Raw genomic sequence first — 16,965 nt, forward strand, 5'->3', positions numbered from 1 at the left:
AAATGTCCTGAAGTACAGTGAATCTATATTAGTTTATGCCTGGCAGCTGAAAGGGTGCTTGCATATGGTATAAAAATGCCATATACTAATTACCGTCAGAAAACGGCAGGCCGGATGGGCTGTCAGTGGAAGACAGACTTACATTTAAAAAGGACAGGGAGGCACGTAATATGAAGACATGGAAAAAGATCGTGATCATCGGAGCAGGACATGTGGGTTCCCACTGTGCGCTCAGCCTGGTGTACACAGGGGAAGCGGATGAGATTGTTCTGATTGATATAGACAGAGAAAAGGCGGCCGGGCAGGCAAAAGATATAAGTGACGCAGCCGCGGGCCTTGGAAATGCAGTGAAAGTCTATGCGGGAGATTACGCGGACGCGCAGGATGCGTCTGTTATGATCATGGCCGCAGGGCGCAGTCGCCGTCCGGGGGAGACCAGGCTGGATATGCTGGACGACTCTGTACGCATGATACAGGATATTATTCCCAGAATTAAGGAGAGCGGTTTCAATGGATTTTTTATCAGTATCTCCAATCCGGCGGATGTGATCTGTGAATATGTGAGAAGGGCAGTCGGCTTTGACCGGACAAAAGCTTTCTCTACAGGAACCAGTCTGGATACATTCCGTCTCTATAAATATATTTCCCAGGCTACGGGATACAGTACCCAGTCCATACAGGGATTCTGCATGGGAGAGCACGGGGACTCCCACGTGCCCATCTACTCCAGGGTGACGCTGAACGGCAAGTCCTTTATGGAGCTGAGAGAGGAAAGGCCGGACACAATCGGAAAGATCGATCTGGAGCAGATGGAAAAGGACATTAAATGGGAAGGATTTGCAGAGGTGGAAGGAAAGGGCTGTACAGAATTCGGCATAGCCGCAGTGGCCTCCAAGCTGGTGAAAGCCATTTTCCATGACCAGAAGCTGATCTGGCCTGTCTCCGTGGCTCTGGAAGGAGAGTACGGGGAAGAGAATGTGGCAGCAGGCGTCCCCTGCGTGATTGGAAAAGACGGGGTAGAGGAGATCCTGGAAGTGGCTCTCACAGAAGAGGAAGAGGCGAGGTTCCACCAGTCATGCAGTGTGATCCGGTCCTTCCTTGAGCGGGCAGAAAAGGTGAGGTAGAGATGATGGCTGTCAATTATCAGAAAGAACTGGATCAGCTCCTTGCAAGGCTACAGGAGGAGAAACAGGTGCCCTCTCTTCTGCTCCACAGCTGCTGCGCGCCCTGCAGCAGCTACGTGCTGGAGTATCTGAGTGCATATTTCAACATCACGGTGTTCTATTACAATCCCAACATTTTTCCGGAAAGCGAGTACACGAAGCGGATCCTGGAGCAGCAGACGCTGATCAGCGGGATGGAGACAAAGCATCCGGTGTCGTTTCTTGCAGGGTACTATGACAAAGAGAAGTTTTACGAGATGGCAAGAGGGCTGGAACATGTGAGAGAGGGCGGAGAAAGATGCATGCGGTGCTATGAGCTGCGTCTGCGGGAGTCAGCACAGATAGCCGCGCAGGGCGGATTTGACTATTTTACAACTACCTTGAGCATCAGTCCCATGAAAAACGCGGCAAAGCTCAATGAGATCGGCGGCAGGCTGGCGGAAGAGTACGGAGTGAGATACCTTCACTCGGATTTCAAGAAAAAGAACGGATACAAGCGTTCCATAGAGCTGTCCAGGGAGTACGGACTGTACAGACAGGACTACTGCGGCTGTGAATTTTCTTTCCGGGAGGCCGAAAAACGCAGAAACCAGCAGTTTTAGTTGTGTTTTGCGGTGAAAGTGTGATAAACTATAGCGTATATATAACATTTTATAAATATTTATACAAAAGAAAGGGGATCGAAAATGGCACAGTTATGGGGCGGGCGCTTCACAAAGGAGACCGATCAGCTTGTATATAATTTCAATGCCTCTATTTCCTTTGATAAAAGGCTGTATGCCCAGGATATAAGAGGCAGCATCGCGCATGTGATGATGCTTGCAAAGCAGGGGATCCTGACAGACGCAGACAAGGATAAGATCGTGGAAGGTCTGGAGGGGATCCTGGATGATATAGAAAAGGGAAGGCTTGAGATCTCGGATAAATATGAGGACATCCACAGCTTTGTGGAGGCAGTGCTCACAGAGAGGATCGGTGAGCCGGGAAAGAAACTCCACACAGGAAGGAGCAGAAATGACCAGGTGGCGCTGGACATGAAGCTCTACACGAGAGATGAAGTACATCTCATCGACAACCTGTTAAAGGAGCTGCTGTTTGCCATCCTGAATACTATGGAGGAGCATACGGAGACGATCATGCCCGGGTTCACCCATCTGCAGAAGGCACAGCCTATCACACTGGCCCACCATATGGGCGCCTATTTTGAGATGTTCAAGCGGGACCACGAGAGGATGCAGGACATTTACGGCAGAATGAATACATGTCCCCTGGGATCCGGGGCGCTGGCCGGGACCACCTATCCGCTGGACCGGGACTACACCGCCAAACTCCTTGGATTTGACGGCCCTACGCTGAACAGCATGGACGGCGTGTCAGACAGGGATTACCTGATCGAGCTGCTGGCCGCCCTTTCTACAGTGATGATGCATCTGAGCCGCTTTTCCGAGGAGATGATCATCTGGAATTCCAATGAATATCAGTTTGTGGAGCTGGATGATGCCTACAGCACAGGCAGCAGCATCATGCCCCAGAAGAAAAATCCGGATATCGCGGAGCTTGTACGGGGAAAGACCGGGCGTGTGTACGGGGCTTTGATGTCTCTTCTCACTACCATGAAGGGCATTCCCCTTGCCTACAATAAAGATATGCAGGAGGACAAGGAGCTTGTCTTTGACGCCATCGATACGGCCAAGGGCTGCATCTCCCTCTTTACAGGCATGCTCCGCACGACCCGCTTCAATAAGGAGCGCATGGAGGCCAGCGCGAAGCACGGCTTCACCAACGCCACAGACGCGGCGGATTACCTGGTGGGAAAAGGAGTTCCCTTCCGGGATGCGCACGGTATCGTCGGGCAGCTTGTGCTCTACTGCATCGAAAGAGGCATTGCACTGGATGATATGACGCTGGAGGAGTACAGGGAGATTTCTCCCGTCTTTGGGGAGGACATCTACGATGCCATCAGCATTGACACCTGCGTCAACAGGCGGGTGACCACAGGAGCCCCGGGAAAGAAAGCTATGGAGGAAGTGATCGCCATATATAAAAAATATATGCGCGAATACTCATAAAAGAAAAAGGAGAGCAAAGGAAATGGAGAAAAAATTACGAGTTGGTATTTTAGGTGCGACAGGAATGGTGGGACAGCGTTTTATCGCTCTCCTGGAAAACCATCCCTGGTTTGAGGTGGTGACAGTGGCGGCAAGCCCCAGGTCAGCAGGCAAGACATACCAGGAGGCTGTGGGAGGCCGCTGGAAGATGGACACTCCCATGCCGGAGGCAGTGAAGGATCTGGTAGTCCTCAATGTAAACGAAGTGGAGAAGGTTGCCTCCACAGTAGATTTCGTGTTCAGCGCTGTGGATATGACCAAGGAAGAGATCAAGGCTATTGAGGAGGCCTACGCAAAGACAGAGACTCCAGTTGTCTCCAACAACAGTGCGCACCGCTGGACACCGGACGTGCCCATGGTCGTGCCGGAGATCAACGCGGATCATTTTGACGTGATCAAAGACCAGAAGAAGCGTCTTGGAACAGAGAAGGGCTTCATTGCTGTAAAACCGAACTGCTCCATCCAGAGCTACGCTCCCTGTCTGGCAGCATGGAAGGAATTCGGCCCGAAAGAGCTTGTGGTGACTACATACCAGGCTATCTCCGGAGCCGGAAAGACATTTAAAGACTGGCCGGAGATGGAGGGTAACATCATCCCCTACATCGGCGGCGAGGAGGAGAAGAGCGAGAAAGAGCCTCTGCGCGTTCTCGGAAAAGTGGAGAACGGACAGATCGTCATGGCAGATTCCCCGAAGATCACCTGCCAGTGCGTCCGCGTGCCGGTGCTCAACGGCCATACAGCAGCCGTGTTCATTAACTTTGAAAATAAGCCTTCCAAGGAAGAGCTGATCGAAAAGCTGGTGTCATTTAAAGGATTCCCCCAGGAGGCGGATCTTCCCAGCGCACCGAAGCAGTTCATCCAGTATCTGGAGGAGAACAACCGTCCTCAGGTGACCATGGATGTGAACTACGAGAATGGCATGGGCGTTTCTATCGGACGTCTGCGGGAAGACAGCATCTATGACTACAAATTCATCGGTCTGTCCCACAATACAGTGAGAGGCGCGGCGGGCGGAGCAGTGCTCTGTGCTGAGGCGCTGACAGCCAAGGGTTATATCCAGGCAAAATAGAAGAACAGGCAAGATCCCCCGGGGCGAAGCTGCTGTGAGCTTTGGCTCCGGGGGATCTTTTGCTGTAAAAGTATGAACTTTGAAAAGTCCCTAATCCAGTATCCGGCCGTCTGTGGAGATGGTCACCACCTGCCAGGGGATGAATTTTCCGCTGGCCTTCAGCGCCTCCGTTGCGGCGTGCTGGATGCCGCCGCAGCAGGGCACCTCCATCCGGACGATAGTCAGGTCCCGGATGTCATTTTCGGAGAGGATCTCGGTCAGCTTCTCCGTGTAGTCCACGCCGTCCAGCTTGGGACAGCCGATCAGCGTCACACGGCCACGGATGAAATCCTGGTGGAAGCTGGCGTAAGCGTAGGCTGTGCAGTCGGCGGCAATGAGAAGACGGGCGCCGCTGAAATAGGGGGCGCTGACAGGAGCAAGCTTAATCTGCACCGGCCACTGGCAAAGCTGGGAAGGCTGGGGTGCCAGGCCAGGCTGAGAAGCCGCTGCGCCGGAAGCAGAGGGAGCGCCGTCACGCTTTGCGAGATGCCTTTTTACCGCCTCCTCATCGTAGGCGGCGGCCTCCCGCTCTGTGAAGGTGATGGCGCCTGTGGGGCAGGCCGGCAGGCAGTCTCCCAGGCCGTCACAGTAGTCATCCCGCATCAGGCGGGCCTTGCCGTTCACCATCTCAATGGCGCCCTCGTGGCAAGCCTCGGCGCAGAGCCCGCAGCCATTGCATTTTTCTTCGTCAATGTGTATGATCTTTCGTATCATGTATTGTCCTCCTCGCTGTTTCGATAGATGTTCTTGTTTTACACAGGCAGTATAGTATAATAGAACAAAATAATCAGTTGCAAATGCAACGGAAAAGAGCGAAAAATGAAGAAATATGAAAAAATATTGTTGTCACAGCCGTTTTTTGCCGGGATCGCTGAAGAAGACATGGAGAAAGTCCTGTCCTGTCTGTCGGCAAGGATGCAGGAATATGAGAGAGGATCGGTCCTTTTCAGGCAGGGAGAGAAGATGGAACAGATGGGGATCGTCCTGGAGGGCAGTCTTTCCCTGGAGAAGGAAGATTTCTGGGGAAATCGGAGCATCCTGGCGGTGGTAGAGGCCGGAGAAGTCTTTGGAGAGGTGTACGCCTGCAGGAAGGAGCGGACTTTGAACATCAATGTGACGGCTCAGTGCCGGACAAAGGTGCTGCTCCTGGACCTGACGCCGGTGCTTGACAGGGGAGAAGGGGAAGGCCCGGGAAAGGAGAAAGCGCTCTATGAGAAGCTGACTGTCAATCTTGTCCACATTCTGGCAGATAAGACCTGGTCCATGGCCAGGAAGACAGAGTATCTATCCGGGCGCGGCATACGGGAGAAGGTGGAGGCCTACCTCTCTGCCCAGGCTCAGATGGCCGGAGGAGGAGATTTTATCATTCCGTTTAACCGGCAGGAGCTGGCGGATTTTCTGGCTGTTGACCGGAGTGCTCTGTCCCGGGAGCTGGGGAAAATGCGCCGGGAGGGGATACTGGATTACAGGAAAAATCATTTCCGTCTTCTGGCGGCAGACAGACTGCCGGACTGACCGGGCAGTGTGGACGGAGAAAAAGAAGACTGGATATATTTCCGGTTTACATGTATAATCTTTATGAAAGAAATTCCGTGACCGGAAAGGAGAGGCGGGAGAAAGATGAGAAAGGACATTTTAAAATACACTCAGAACAGGGAGCTGTCCTGGCTGAAGTTCAACCAGCGGGTGCTTGAGGAGGCCCAGGACCCGTCCGTGCCGCTGCTGGAGCGGATGAAGTTTGTGGCCATCTTTACCAGCAATCTGGACGAGTTTTTTATGATCCGTGTGGGAAGCCTTTTTGATATGGCGGCCACAGACCCTAAGACGGTTGACTCCAGGTCCGGCATGACGCCGGCCCAGCAGCTGGAGAAGATTTACGAGGCGATAGCCCCCCTTTACAAAGAGAGAGATAAGACCTACGGGGAGATCAAGAAGCAGCTGCACCCCTACGGCGTGTGCGGGCTGGATTACAAAGAGCTGGAGCAGAGTGAGAAAAAGTACGTGAAAAAATATTTTAAGGAGCAGGTGCTCCCCATCCTGTCGCCTCAGATCGTGGATGCGGGGCATCCCTTTCCGCACCTGCTCAACAAGGAGCTCTATGTGACGGCCATGCTGAAGCTGGAGGGACGCAGTATGATGGGGATCGTGCCGGTGCCCAACTTTGTGTCTGATATCCTCTATCTGCCGGGGCATGATATCCGCTATATCCGGATGGAGAAGGTGATCATGGAGCATCTGGACCTTGTGTTCGGGCACTACGAGGTGTCTGAGCGGAACTATATCTGTGTCACAAGGAATGCGGACATTGCACCGGATGACGAGTCACTGGAGGTCACGGATGATTTCCGCTTTCTGATGAAGCAGACCCTGCACAAGCGCCGGAGGATGGCGGTGGTCCGGCTGGAGATAGCGGAGAAGCTGAACCAGGATATGGAGAAATATTTCTGTGAGAAATTTAATATCACAAAGAAGCAGATTTTCCGCACAAAGATGCCTATGAAGCTGGATTACATGTTTGCTATCAGCGGAAATCTGCCGGACTCCATGAAGAGGTCCCTCATCTATCATCCCTTCTCTCCGCAGCCGGGGCGCCAGGTGGAGGAGGGGAGCATGATGCGGCAGATCCGAAAGCAGGATATCCTGCTTTTCTACCCTTACGAGAGTATGGAGCCTTTCCTGCAGCTTATCAAGGAGGCGGCCTTTGACCCCTCAGTCATGACCATCAAGATCACGATCTATCGGCTGGCGAAAAAGGCCAGGCTGGTGGAGTATCTGTGCGCCGCCGCTGAGAACGGCAAGGAGGTAACCGTTCTCATTGAGCTCAGAGCCCGCTTTGACGAGCAGAACAACATTGACTGGTCCGAGCGGCTGGAGGAGGCGGGATGCCGCGTCCTGTATGGATTTGAGGGGTACAAGGTGCACTCCAAGATCTGCCTGATCACCTATCGGCAGAGAAACGAGATCCAGTATATCACTCAGATCGGAACAGGCAATTACAATGAAAAGACAGCCGCCATGTACACGGACCTGTCGCTTATGACAGCAAACCGGGAGATCGGCGAGGATGCGGCTCTCTTTTTCCAGAATATGTCCATCGGCAACCTGGACGGCATCTACCGGCATCTGATCGTATCTCCCACCTCCCTCAAGCCCAAAGTGCTGCAGCTTATGGATGAGGAGATCAAAAAGGGGCCCAGGGGACGTGTCATCATGAAAATGAATTCCCTGACAGATGTGGATTTTATTGCCAAGGTGGCGGAGGCGTCCCGGGCAGGTGTGAAGGTTGACCTTATCGTGCGGGGCATCTGCTGTATCCTGCCGGGCGTGCCGGGCTACACAGACAATCTGACCGTGTCCAGCATTGTGGGGAGATATCTGGAGCATCCCAGGATATTCTGCTTCGGCACAGGGGCGGACCAAAAGATCTACATAGGATCTGCGGATATGATGACCCGCAACACGGAGAAGCGGGTGGAGGTGGCCTGCCCGGTACTGGACGATGCGGTCCGGCGCCAGATCAGCTACTATATGGACGTGATGCTGGCGGACAACGTAAAGGCCCGGGTGCTGCAGAGCGATGGCACATACAAGAAAAAGCCCATCACAGAGCACAGGGTGAACTCCCAGGAGCGCTTTATGAAGGAGGCCGTGCACGCTGCGAGAAGTGCGGGCGCTTCCCAGAAAAAGAAAGGGCTGCGGGAGAGGATAGCCGGGCTCCTCAGGAGATAGCACCGGATATCCGGGGAGAATGTAATAAGGGACAAGAACAGGAGATCAGACAGCATTTATGGGAAAATCATTATACATCGCAGAAAAACCGAGCGTGGCCCAGGAGTTTGCCAGGGCCCTTCACCTCCGGACAGGCAGGCATGACGGCTATCTGGAGTCGGAGGAGGCGGTGGTGACCTGGTGCGTGGGGCATCTGGTGACCATGAGCTATCCGGAGGCCTACGATGAAAAATATAAGCGGTGGAGTCTGGAGACTCTGCCGTTTTTACCGGGGGAATTCAAGTATGAAGTGATCCCCGGGGTGGCCAAACAGTACCGCATCGTGGCTTCCCTTCTTAACCGGGAGGATGTGGAGACGATCTATGTGTGCACCGACTCCGGGCGGGAGGGAGAGTACATCTACCGGCTTGTGGAGCAGATGGCGGGCGTGAAAGGAAAGGAGCGCCGCAGGGTGTGGATCGACTCCCAGACCGAGGAGGAGATCCTGCGGGGGATCCGGGAGGCAAAGGATCTGTCCGCCTACGACAATCTGTCTTCCTCCGCCTACCTGCGGGCCAAGGAGGACTACCTGATGGGGATCAATTTCTCCCGCCTGCTCACCTTAAAGTACGGAAACAGCATTTCCAACTACCTGCGGACTAAATATGCGGTCATTTCCGTGGGCCGGGTCATGACCTGTGTCCAGGGTATGGTGGTGCGCAGGGAGCGGGAGATCCGGGAGTTTGTGGAGACGCCCTTCTACCGGGTGGTCAGCACGATCCCTGTCGGAGAAGGCGGTGAGACCCAGGGGCCATCCCCGGAGCTTACGTTTGAGGGAGAGTGGCGTGCGGTGGAGGGCTCCAGGTATTTTGCCTCCCCCTGCCTCTACAAGGAAAACGGATTTAAGGAGAAAGAGAAGGCCCAGGAACTGATCGACCATCTACGCGGAGAAGATGACAGGCTGACCTGCAAGATTCTCTCTATTGAGAAAAAGAAGGAAAAAAAGAATCCGCCTCTTCTCTATAACCTGGCGGAGCTGCAGAACGAGTGTTCCAAAAGGTTCAAGATCAGCCCGGATGAGACCCTGCGCATTGTGCAGGAGCTGTACGAGAAGAAGCTGGTCACCTATCCAAGGACAGATGCCAGGGTGCTCTCCACCGCGGTGGCAAAGGAGATCAGCAAAAATCTCAACGGACTGATGAAATACAGCCCGGCGGTTCCCTATTTAAATGAGATCGCCTCCATGGGCACCCACAAGGGACTGGCAAAGACCCGGTACGTCAATGACAAGCAGATCACAGACCACTATGCCATCATTCCCACCGGGCAGGGGCTCTCTGCGCTGAACAGTGTGGCGCACACGGCAAAAGAAGTGTATGATGTAATTGTGCGCAGATTCCTCAGCATTTTTTATCCTGCGGCTGTGTACCAGAAGGTATCCATTGTAACAGGCATGAGGGAGGAGCAGTTTTTTTCCAGCTTCCGCGTGCTGGCGGAAGAAGGGTACCTGAAAGTGGCGGGTATCCCGGGACAGAAAAGAGGAAAGCAGGAGGAGACAGCCGGGGAGGCAAACGGAGAGGCAAACGACAGCGCTGACTCCGGAAAGGATGATCCGGCAGCCCTCTTTGCGGCGGTGAAGAGCCTGAAAAAAGGCATGACCCTTCCGGTGTCCTTCCTGGACCTCAAGGAGGGAAAGACTTCCCCGCCCAAGCGGTACAATTCCGGGTCTCTCATCCTGGCCATGGAAAATGCCGGGCAGCTCATTGAGGACGAGGAGCTGCGGGAGCAGATCAAAAGCTGCGGCATCGGCACCAGCGCCACGAGAGGCGAGATACTGAAAAAACTGTTTAACAACAAGTATCTGGCACTGAACAAGAAGACCCAGATCGTGACCCCCACCCTCCAGGGCGAGATGATCTACGATGTAGTGGATCATTCCATCCGCTCTCTTCTTAATCCGGAGCTGACAGCCAGCTGGGAGAAAGGGCTGAACTATGTGGCGGAAGGGGAGATCACATCGGAGGAATACATGGAGAAGCTGGAGCATTTTATTAAGACAAGGACAGACGGAGTCCTGGGGCTTAACAACCAGTATCAGTTAAGAAGCTGCTACGACAGGGCAGCTGCATTTTATAAAACAAAAAATAAAAAGCCGGAAGGCGGAAATGGAGCGAAGAAAAAATGAAAGAACTGACCATCAAAGAACTCTATACACTGGACGAGACCATCGCGAAGGACATTTTCGAGGGAGCTACCTATCCCTGGGAGGTGCTGCCGAAGATCAAGGACTTTATCCTGGAGCTTGGCAAGAGCCTTCCCGAAGACGAGTACGACAAGGTGGGAGAGGATGTTTGGATCGCAAAATCCGCAAAAGTATTTGAGTCCGCCTACATCCACGGGCCTGCCATCATCGGAAAGGACGCAGAGGTGCGCCACTGCGCTTTCATCCGCGGCAACGCCATCGTGGGCGAGGGGGCTGTGGTTGGAAATTCCACAGAGCTGAAAAACGTGATCCTCTTTAACAAAGTACAGGTGCCCCACTACAACTATGTGGGCGATTCTATCCTGGGATACAAGGCACACATGGGCGCCGGCTCCATCACTTCCAATGTAAAGTCAGATAAAAAACTGGTGGTGGTGAAGACGCCGGAGGGAAATATGGAGACCGGGCTTAAGAAATTCGGCGCCATGCTGGGCGACGAAGTGGAGGTTGGCTGCGGCACAGTCCTGAACCCGGGCAGCGTGGTGGGAAGCCACAGCAACATCTATCCGCTCTCCTCTGTGAGAGGCTTTGTCCCGGCGGGGAGCATTTACAAGAAGCAGGGCGAGGTTGTAGAGAAACAGTAAACAGAAAGTGCAGAAGAGGTGGAGTAGTATGTTTTTGCTGATCACAGGCGGAAGCGCAAGCGGAAAGTCCTGGATCGCGCAGGAATTTGCGGGGAAAATGGATAAAGAGCAGTCCACCGTTGTGCTGGACTGTGTGGCGGAGACGCTGACAGAAAAGATCCGGGCATACCAGGGGGAGATCCTTCCCCAGCAGCAGATCGTGGAGGAAATCCTTTCAGAAATCCATGCGCTGGGGGAGCAGACGGACAATCTGATCGTTGTGACAAACCAGGTGTTTTCTGATGTGCCGGGGACAGATGAGGAGCGGAAATTCCTGGAATGTCTCGGACAGATCAACCAGACGCTGGCGAAAGAGGCGGATCTTTTCGTGGAAGTGGTCTACGGCATCCCCATCTGGAGAAAACAGCGGGATGAAAAGAAAGGTTGGTGGTAAGACATGATTTTCATAACAGGCGGAAGCTGTCAGGGCAAGGTGGCCTTTGCAAAGGAGCAGTTTCCGGATCGCATCCTTATGCCTGCCTATCAGTTTTCCGTGGAAAAATATGTAAAAGAGGGCAAGGACCCGGTGGAACAGACAGAGGCCATGTTGCAAATGAACCCGGAAGTTGTTATTATTATGAGTGAAATGGGATGCGGTATGACTCCAGGGAAAGCGGAGGACCGGATCCTTAGGGAACAGGTTGGCCGGGTAGGGTGCTATCTGGCGGACATGGCAGACAAGGTGTACCGGGTGACGGCCGGCATCGGTGAACGCATCAAATAAAAGAGACAGGCAGGAACTTTTGTTGTATCATGGAAAGCCTGTGTACAAAAGAATGGTTTATGGAGGTACAAGATGAGAGTTGCGATTATAACAGCGAATACGGCAGTATACAGAGAAAAAGAGGAAGATGCCGCAGGAAAAGTGATAAAGAAGCTGATCGAGCAGGCGGGACACACGATCGTGTTCCAGAAAGCCCTTCCCTGTGACAGGACTGTCCTCTCCACTGTTATGCAGAGGATGGCGGACGGACATCTGACCGACCTGATCCTGACAACAGGCGGAGCGGGCTGCAATGCCGGAGACTGCACGCCAGAGGCCACCATGGACGTGGTGGAGCGGCCGGTCCTTGGTATACCGGAGGCCATGCGCGCGTACACGATGAAGCTGACAAAAAGATCTATGCTCAACAGGAGCGCTGCCGGGATCAGGGGAGATGTCCTGATCGTTAATCTTCCCGGAAAAGCAGGGGCTGTTAAGCAGTGCCTTGAATATCTGCTTCCGGAGATTGCCCACGCGGTGGAAGTGATCCAGAAGGCACCCCAGGAGTAGTTTTGCAATGAGTATGAAGGTTACTTATATCCAGCACAGCGGCTTCGCGGTGGAGATGGAGGATAAGGTTCTGATTTTTGACTACTACAGAGGAGAGATTCCTGCTTTTGGCCGTGACAGGGATGTGTACGTTTTTGTGAGCCACAAACATTACGATCACTACCAGCGATCTATTTTTACGTGGACAGGAAAATTTCCCCGCATCACCTACATTTTGTCCAGTGATGTGGAGGAAGCGGTGCCTTCTTCTGCTCCAAAAGACAATATGTACTTCATGGAGCCGGGAGAGACATTGCAGATCGAGGCCGGGGAGAGTGAACTTCTTATAGAGACACTCAGATCCACAGATGAGGGCGTTGCCTTTGTGGTGAAAACAGCGGGGCATACGATCTATCATGCGGGGGATCTGAACTGGTGGCACTGGGAGGAAGAGACGGATACCTACAACCGGTTTATGAAAGAGGCTTACCAAAAGGAGATCGGGATGCTGGAGGGGATGCATATAGATGCGGCCTTTGTCCCTCTGGATCCAAGGCTGGACAGAGAGTATTACTGGGGGCTGGACTGGTTTATGCGCCACACAGACACAGATGTTGTGTTCCCCATGCATATGCAGGACCAGTATGATCTGTACGACCGTCTGATGGAGGAGGAATCTGCCCTGGATTATAAAACCAGGGTGGCTCACATCACCCGGGAGGGGCAGAGCTTTGAGCTGGATTAAAGAACAGGAGCTTACAATTTTATGCAGGTAAAGATTTATACAGATGGGGCGGCAAGAGGCAACCCGGACGGGCCGGGGGGCTACGGTGCCGTCCTTGAATATGTGGATACAAAGGGACAGCTCCACACAAAGGAGCTGTCCCAGGGATATAAGAAGACAACCAACAACCGGATGGAGCTGATGGCAGTGATCGCTGCGCTGGAGGCGCTGAACAGGCCCTGCAGCGTGGAACTCTACTCAGACTCCAAGTATGTGGTGGATGCCTTCAACCAGAACTGGATCGGCGGCTGGCTGAAAAAGGGATGGAAGAGAGGCAAGAATGAGCCGGTGAAGAATGTGGATCTGTGGAAGCGGCTTCTCCAGGCAAAAGAGCCTCACCAGGTGCGGTTCATCTGGGTGAAGGGCCATGACGGCCATCCCCAGAATGAGAGATGCGATACCCTTGCCACCGCAGCGGCAGACGGAGATGACCTGATCGAGGACACAGGACTTGCCATAAATTCATAATTGTGATAAAATCGAAAATCGTGAGACCAGGTATGACAGGTAATCGCGGCTGCATACGCCGAAAGGCAGCAGGTGAGGAAAGTCCGGGCTTCACAGGGCAGGATGCCGGATAACGTCCGGTGGAGGCAACTCCAAGGCCAGTGCAACAGAAATGTACCGCCGGGATCTTCCCGGTAAGGGTGGAAGGGCAGTGTAAGAGACTACCGCCCTCCTGGTAACAGGAGGGGCACATGTAAACCCCATCCGAAGCAAGACCGGAACGAGACAATGCGGCGGCCCGCCGCGTCTCAGGTTGGTCGCTTGAGCCTGCCGGTAACGGCAGGCCTAGATAGATGATTACCCAACGACATAACCCGGCTTATCGTCATGCCTGGTTTCACACAATTACGACAATTGTTAATTTCGGACGTAATACTTTTAAAAAGTATTACGTCCGAAATTTATATAACTGGTGTGTTATTGTGCAAGAATGATGAAAAACTTTATAAATTGAGGTGAGCCTGTGCGTCTTCGAGAGAGGAGTAGCCATATTCCTGCACCATGAGTGTGTCTGATTTTTCAACTACATTCACTCTCTTTTGCGCACAGGAAGTCAGATATTCCAGATAGAGTTGCAGTGTTTCGACAGAGTAAGTCTGAAGCTCTCCCCGGAGATAGGTTTCGGCGGATGTGTCCCATTTCGTGTCCTCGCTGGAGTGAAGGCGGCGGCCCCGGGCAGAAAGTGCTGGGTAATGTTCTGCGTATTCTTCCAGCCACACCATGAGAAGAGAGAGGATCTCTTCTGTGATCTCCTCGGCCTGGCTGGTAAGAGCGGGGAGAAAAGGTTCCAGCCGGCGGTATTCTTCCGGGTCTGTGCTTGCCATCATGCGGGCGTATTTCTCTGTAATCAGGTTGCGCCCCTGGGATTTGGCAGTATCGAGATCTGTTTGATAGCTGGAAAGTACCTTCTCCGGCCACATGGCAAATTGACAGTGCCGCATAATGCGGAAGGTATTCCAGTCGTCCTGGCAGGCGGCCCGCCCGCCTTCGTTGTGGACATGCTGGAACAGTTCCCACTCTGTCTCGATCAACTTCTGTATCCGTGTTTCTTTTTGTGTTTCAGATAGCATAGCGATCCTCTTTCTTTAAAATGTTTTATGTTTATCAGCTGATCTTGCGGCTCAGCCTGTCAGGATGTGAAGGCTTCGCAGATAACTGGACTGTATCCGCCCATACAGCTCCACGCCCTGTGCCTCCAGATATGTCTCATCCAGGGTGGTCAGGCCCTGCGCCTTCCACTGGTTCACGATCTCTTTACAGAAGTCTTCTATGAGAATAGTGTTATCCGGAGAAAGAGGGTCCTCCGCCATCCTGAGGAGAGCGGATTTGTGGATCTCCGGGAAAGGCAGCTGTGAAAAACTGCGGAACATCCACTTGTAGTAGGGCGTGTAGCGCCGGTTCAGCAGATGGACCATGGAAATGGCGGCCCGTATGAATTCCTGCAGAGCAAGAAAAGCAGCACCGCTGTCTTTTCGCTTCAGAGATCGGGGATAATTGTACTGTCCGGACTGAGCCATAGTGACTGCCCGTGCAGCCAGTTTTTTCCAGCGGATCTCCTCCGGATAAAAAGCCAGGTATCCGTTTCTTATGCTGGTGAAGGTACCGCAGGCATCCTCGAAGACCTGGCCGTTGACTGCCTGGGCAAGCAAGTGCTCCGGAATGCGCATCCACTGACGCTTATCCGCCGGAAGACCGGGGCACCCGGTGAATTTCCGATAAAAATCTTCGATCTTCATAATACCCACACGGTTTTGCCCCTGGGGCATAACTTTTCTGGGAGAAAATCCTAGATAATGTTTGGGAAGAGAGTCGTAGACACTCTGCATCCTGCTGCCCCAGCGGCTGTACACCTGTTCAGGAAGCCAGAGGCAGAAAGAAGGGCCGTAGTCGTGATCTCTGGAGTAATCGTCGTCATACCCGAAACATTCGGATCCCTCACCGGCAAGACCGGCGGCTGCCTCTGCCATGGCTTCCGGGAACCGCTCTGCCAGAGCAGGGCGGCCAACTTCAAAGTAGTAATGCCTGGCTAGTTCCAGTCCGTTCATAGATTTTCTCCTTTTTCTATATCTGCTTGGAGTTTAGTGAAAATGCTTTCTGCTTCCTGACGAAGAGCGCTGGCCTCATCGGGATGTCCGTTTTTGTCCAGCACCAGTGCCAGATTCTGGCTCACAATGGCATAGGAGCGGTTTTTCCCGAAAAAGGATTCAATGACAGCAAGGGCCTGGCCAAGATAGACGGCGGCGGAGTCATAATCTTTCCGGGCGCAACAGACATCCGCCCAGGTGGAGAGGAGAGAAGCAAAGTGGGGGTCCCGGCCTCCGGCAGCCTCAAACAGCTCCTTTCCCCTCTCTAAATGTTTCTCCGCCTGCCGCATTTGTCCCACATGGCAGTACAGACTGGCTAGATTTGTATGGGTGGAGGCCTGCTCGGAAGTGGTGCCGGGCAGTGCTTCTAAAATAGACAGGGCCCGGAGGAGGTGAGGGAGCGCTTCCTGCTGCTTCCCCTGCTCCAGATAGACCAGGCTCAGGTTGTTGTGAAGGCCGGCAATACGATAGTCTTTCTCAGGAAGATTTTTCTCCAGTACACAGAGGGTTTCCAGATAGAGAGCAGCTGCCTGGTCAGGCTTGCCGACTGTGCGGTAGATATTGGCGCCATTCATTAAGGTGGTGGCATGGGGGACCGTGCCCTCCATGCCTTTTTCCGCGAAAAGCTGGCAGGTGCTCTGAAAATACCGGAGTGCCTCTGCGTATTTCCCTAATTCCCTGTACAGGCCAATGAGTTCGTTGGACAGTGTGATCCAGAGTTTCCATTCCCCGGACTGGTCGGCCAGATCCAGTTGCGTCAGCAGAAACGCTTCCAGATCGCGGGGATCCCCGGATGCATAGAGAGCATCCAGCTGTTTGATGATCTTCTCTCTTTCCATATATTTTACCATTCCTTTTAAAAGAGCCCTCCGGACGTTCTGGTTCGTCCGGGGGGCTTACCTGTCATGACCCGGTCTTTATCTGGGCCTTCTTTCATATTTTTCTTCGCAGTACATGCACCGGTAAATCTCTTTATCCGGATCAGTCAGGACAAATACATGATCCAGCTCCTGCTCAATGGAAGTGATACACCGGGGATTTTTGCACTTGATCACATTCTTGATCTTCTTGGGCAGATGAAGCGCTTTTTTCTCGATGATCTGCTCGTCCTTGATGATGTTGATGGTGATGTTGTGATCAATGAACCCCAGGATGTCCAGGTCCATAAAGTCTATGGGACACTCGATCTTCATGATATCCTTCTTCCCCATCTTGCTGCTCTTGGCGTTCTTGATGATGGCCACGCAGCAGTCCAGCTGATCCAGGTGGAGATATTTGTAGATGTCCATACTGCGGCCTGCCTGGATGTGGTCCAGCACAAAGCCCTCGGAAATGCGTCCGACATTCAATGTATTCTTAACCATG

The 16,965-nt window shown here is 53.1% G+C and carries 18 protein-coding genes and 1 other RNA gene; 14 read left to right on the plus strand and 5 right to left on the minus strand.

Annotation, left to right across the window (positions count from 1 at the left end; all coding sequences use genetic code 11):
* Window positions 1–170 precede the first annotated feature (170 nt).
* The 4 genes from INF30_RS00900 (at window position 171) to asd (ending at window position 4,340) form a co-directional block, all read left to right on the plus strand.
* Complete coding sequence (locus tag INF30_RS00900) at window positions 171–1,124, plus strand: L-lactate dehydrogenase (protein ID WP_076777567.1); 954 nt, start codon at window positions 171–173, stop codon at window positions 1,122–1,124.
* Window positions 1,125–1,129: 5 nt separating this feature from the next.
* Window positions 1,130–1,765, plus strand: a complete 636-nt coding sequence (locus INF30_RS00905) for an epoxyqueuosine reductase QueH (RefSeq protein ID WP_226394182.1) — start codon at window positions 1,130–1,132, stop codon at window positions 1,763–1,765.
* Between the two features lie 84 nt (window positions 1,766–1,849).
* Complete coding sequence (gene argH, locus INF30_RS00910) at window positions 1,850–3,232, plus strand: argininosuccinate lyase (RefSeq protein ID WP_226393939.1); 1,383 nt, start codon at window positions 1,850–1,852, stop codon at window positions 3,230–3,232.
* Window positions 3,233–3,254: 22 nt separating this feature from the next.
* Window positions 3,255–4,340 carry an aspartate-semialdehyde dehydrogenase gene (gene asd, locus INF30_RS00915; RefSeq protein ID WP_226393940.1) on the plus strand — a complete coding sequence of 362 codons (1,086 nt, stop codon included), beginning with the start codon at window positions 3,255–3,257 and terminating at the stop codon, window positions 4,338–4,340.
* A 90-nt stretch (window positions 4,341–4,430) separates the two neighbouring features.
* Here the strand turns inward: asd and INF30_RS00920 are convergent, their stop codons facing one another.
* Entirely contained in the window at window positions 4,431–5,093 is a 663-nt protein-coding gene (locus INF30_RS00920; protein WP_226393941.1) for an ATP-binding protein, read from the minus strand.
* 105 nt (window positions 5,094–5,198) lie between these two features.
* Here INF30_RS00920 and INF30_RS00925 point away from each other — a divergent pair, with 105 nt between their 5' ends.
* The 10 genes from INF30_RS00925 to rnpB all read left to right on the plus strand — a co-directional run bounded on the left by INF30_RS00925 (window position 5,199) and on the right by rnpB (window position 13,854).
* On the plus strand, window positions 5,199–5,894 hold the full coding sequence (locus INF30_RS00925) for a Crp/Fnr family transcriptional regulator (RefSeq protein ID WP_226393942.1): 696 nt from the start codon (window positions 5,199–5,201) through the stop codon (window positions 5,892–5,894).
* 105 nt (window positions 5,895–5,999) lie between these two features.
* On the plus strand, window positions 6,000–8,108 hold the full coding sequence (gene ppk1, locus INF30_RS00930; RefSeq protein WP_226393943.1) for a polyphosphate kinase 1: 2,109 nt from the start codon (window positions 6,000–6,002) through the stop codon (window positions 8,106–8,108).
* A 58-nt stretch (window positions 8,109–8,166) separates the two neighbouring features.
* The gene (locus tag INF30_RS00935) at window positions 8,167–10,272 is read left to right on the plus strand and encodes a DNA topoisomerase (protein WP_226393944.1); all 2,106 of its coding nucleotides are present in this window, start codon (window positions 8,167–8,169) and stop codon (window positions 10,270–10,272) included.
* Complete coding sequence (locus INF30_RS00940; RefSeq protein WP_087172931.1) at window positions 10,269–10,934, plus strand: LbetaH domain-containing protein; 666 nt, start codon at window positions 10,269–10,271, stop codon at window positions 10,932–10,934. Before INF30_RS00935 ends, INF30_RS00940 begins: the two co-directional genes overlap by 4 nt.
* Window positions 10,935–10,962: 28 nt before the next feature.
* Complete coding sequence (locus tag INF30_RS00945) at window positions 10,963–11,367, plus strand: bifunctional adenosylcobinamide kinase/adenosylcobinamide-phosphate guanylyltransferase (protein WP_087172932.1); 405 nt, start codon at window positions 10,963–10,965, stop codon at window positions 11,365–11,367.
* 3 nt (window positions 11,368–11,370) lie between these two features.
* Complete coding sequence (locus tag INF30_RS00950; RefSeq protein ID WP_076777558.1) at window positions 11,371–11,697, plus strand: bifunctional adenosylcobinamide kinase/adenosylcobinamide-phosphate guanylyltransferase; 327 nt, start codon at window positions 11,371–11,373, stop codon at window positions 11,695–11,697.
* A gap of 72 nt (window positions 11,698–11,769) precedes the next feature.
* Complete coding sequence (locus tag INF30_RS00955; RefSeq protein ID WP_076777557.1) at window positions 11,770–12,246, plus strand: MogA/MoaB family molybdenum cofactor biosynthesis protein; 477 nt, start codon at window positions 11,770–11,772, stop codon at window positions 12,244–12,246.
* A 7-nt stretch (window positions 12,247–12,253) separates the two neighbouring features.
* Window positions 12,254–12,970: an MBL fold metallo-hydrolase gene (locus INF30_RS00960; protein WP_311135985.1), complete on the plus strand. Its 717-nt coding sequence runs from the start codon at window positions 12,254–12,256 to the stop codon at window positions 12,968–12,970.
* A gap of 21 nt (window positions 12,971–12,991) precedes the next feature.
* Window positions 12,992–13,477, plus strand: coding sequence for a ribonuclease HI (rnhA, locus tag INF30_RS00965; RefSeq protein WP_226393945.1), 486 nt, complete (start codon window positions 12,992–12,994; stop codon window positions 13,475–13,477).
* Window positions 13,478–13,504: 27 nt separating this feature from the next.
* Window positions 13,505–13,854, plus strand: an RNA gene (gene rnpB, locus INF30_RS00970) — RNase P RNA component class A.
* A gap of 105 nt (window positions 13,855–13,959) precedes the next feature.
* Here rnpB and INF30_RS00975 read toward each other — a convergent pair.
* The 4 genes from INF30_RS00975 to INF30_RS00990 form a co-directional block, all read right to left on the minus strand.
* A complete protein-coding gene (locus INF30_RS00975) occupies window positions 13,960–14,586 on the minus strand; it encodes a DUF4125 family protein (protein WP_226393946.1) in 627 nt (208 codons plus the stop codon).
* A gap of 51 nt (window positions 14,587–14,637) precedes the next feature.
* Window positions 14,638–15,561, minus strand: coding sequence for a DUF4037 domain-containing protein (locus INF30_RS00980; protein WP_226393947.1), 924 nt, complete (start codon window positions 15,559–15,561; stop codon window positions 14,638–14,640).
* Window positions 15,558–16,439 carry a tetratricopeptide repeat protein gene (locus tag INF30_RS00985; protein ID WP_226393948.1) on the minus strand — a complete coding sequence of 294 codons (882 nt, stop codon included), beginning with the start codon at window positions 16,437–16,439 and terminating at the stop codon, window positions 15,558–15,560. Before INF30_RS00985 ends, INF30_RS00980 begins: the two co-directional genes overlap by 4 nt.
* A gap of 78 nt (window positions 16,440–16,517) precedes the next feature.
* Window positions 16,518–16,964 (minus strand): aspartate carbamoyltransferase regulatory subunit, encoded by a 447-nt coding sequence (locus tag INF30_RS00990; protein ID WP_226393949.1) that lies wholly within the window; start codon window positions 16,962–16,964, stop codon window positions 16,518–16,520.
* Between the last annotated feature and the right edge of the window lies 1 nt (window position 16,965).

Source organism: Claveliimonas monacensis, from assembly GCF_014982975.1.
In the GTDB taxonomy this organism is placed as follows: domain Bacteria; phylum Bacillota; class Clostridia; order Lachnospirales; family Lachnospiraceae; genus Claveliimonas; species Claveliimonas monacensis.

Coding starts and splice junctions, on each gene's coding strand:
- INF30_RS00975 (WP_226393946.1), bottom strand. CDS start 14,586: ATGCTATCTGAAACACAAAAAGAAACACGGATACAGAAGTTGATCGAG.
- INF30_RS00925 (WP_226393942.1), top strand. CDS start 5,199: ATGAAGAAATATGAAAAAATATTGTTGTCACAGCCGTTTTTTGCCGGG.
- INF30_RS00950 (WP_076777558.1), top strand. CDS start 11,371: ATGATTTTCATAACAGGCGGAAGCTGTCAGGGCAAGGTGGCCTTTGCA.
- argH (WP_226393939.1), top strand. CDS start 1,850: ATGGCACAGTTATGGGGCGGGCGCTTCACAAAGGAGACCGATCAGCTT.
- INF30_RS00935 (WP_226393944.1), top strand. CDS start 8,167: ATGGGAAAATCATTATACATCGCAGAAAAACCGAGCGTGGCCCAGGAG.
- ppk1 (WP_226393943.1), top strand. CDS start 6,000: ATGAGAAAGGACATTTTAAAATACACTCAGAACAGGGAGCTGTCCTGG.
- INF30_RS00900 (WP_076777567.1), top strand. CDS start 171: ATGAAGACATGGAAAAAGATCGTGATCATCGGAGCAGGACATGTGGGT.
- asd (WP_226393940.1), top strand. CDS start 3,255: ATGGAGAAAAAATTACGAGTTGGTATTTTAGGTGCGACAGGAATGGTG.
- INF30_RS00945 (WP_087172932.1), top strand. CDS start 10,963: ATGTTTTTGCTGATCACAGGCGGAAGCGCAAGCGGAAAGTCCTGGATC.
- INF30_RS00920 (WP_226393941.1), bottom strand. CDS start 5,093: ATGATACGAAAGATCATACACATTGACGAAGAAAAATGCAATGGCTGC.
- INF30_RS00955 (WP_076777557.1), top strand. CDS start 11,770: ATGAGAGTTGCGATTATAACAGCGAATACGGCAGTATACAGAGAAAAA.
- rnhA (WP_226393945.1), top strand. CDS start 12,992: ATGCAGGTAAAGATTTATACAGATGGGGCGGCAAGAGGCAACCCGGAC.
- INF30_RS00980 (WP_226393947.1), bottom strand. CDS start 15,561: ATGAACGGACTGGAACTAGCCAGGCATTACTACTTTGAAGTTGGCCGC.
- INF30_RS00940 (WP_087172931.1), top strand. CDS start 10,269: ATGAAAGAACTGACCATCAAAGAACTCTATACACTGGACGAGACCATC.
- INF30_RS00905 (WP_226394182.1), top strand. CDS start 1,130: ATGGCTGTCAATTATCAGAAAGAACTGGATCAGCTCCTTGCAAGGCTA.
- INF30_RS00990 (WP_226393949.1), bottom strand. CDS start 16,964: ATGGTTAAGAATACATTGAATGTCGGACGCATTTCCGAGGGCTTTGTG.
- INF30_RS00960 (WP_311135985.1), top strand. CDS start 12,254: ATGAGTATGAAGGTTACTTATATCCAGCACAGCGGCTTCGCGGTGGAG.
- INF30_RS00985 (WP_226393948.1), bottom strand. CDS start 16,439: ATGGAAAGAGAGAAGATCATCAAACAGCTGGATGCTCTCTATGCATCC.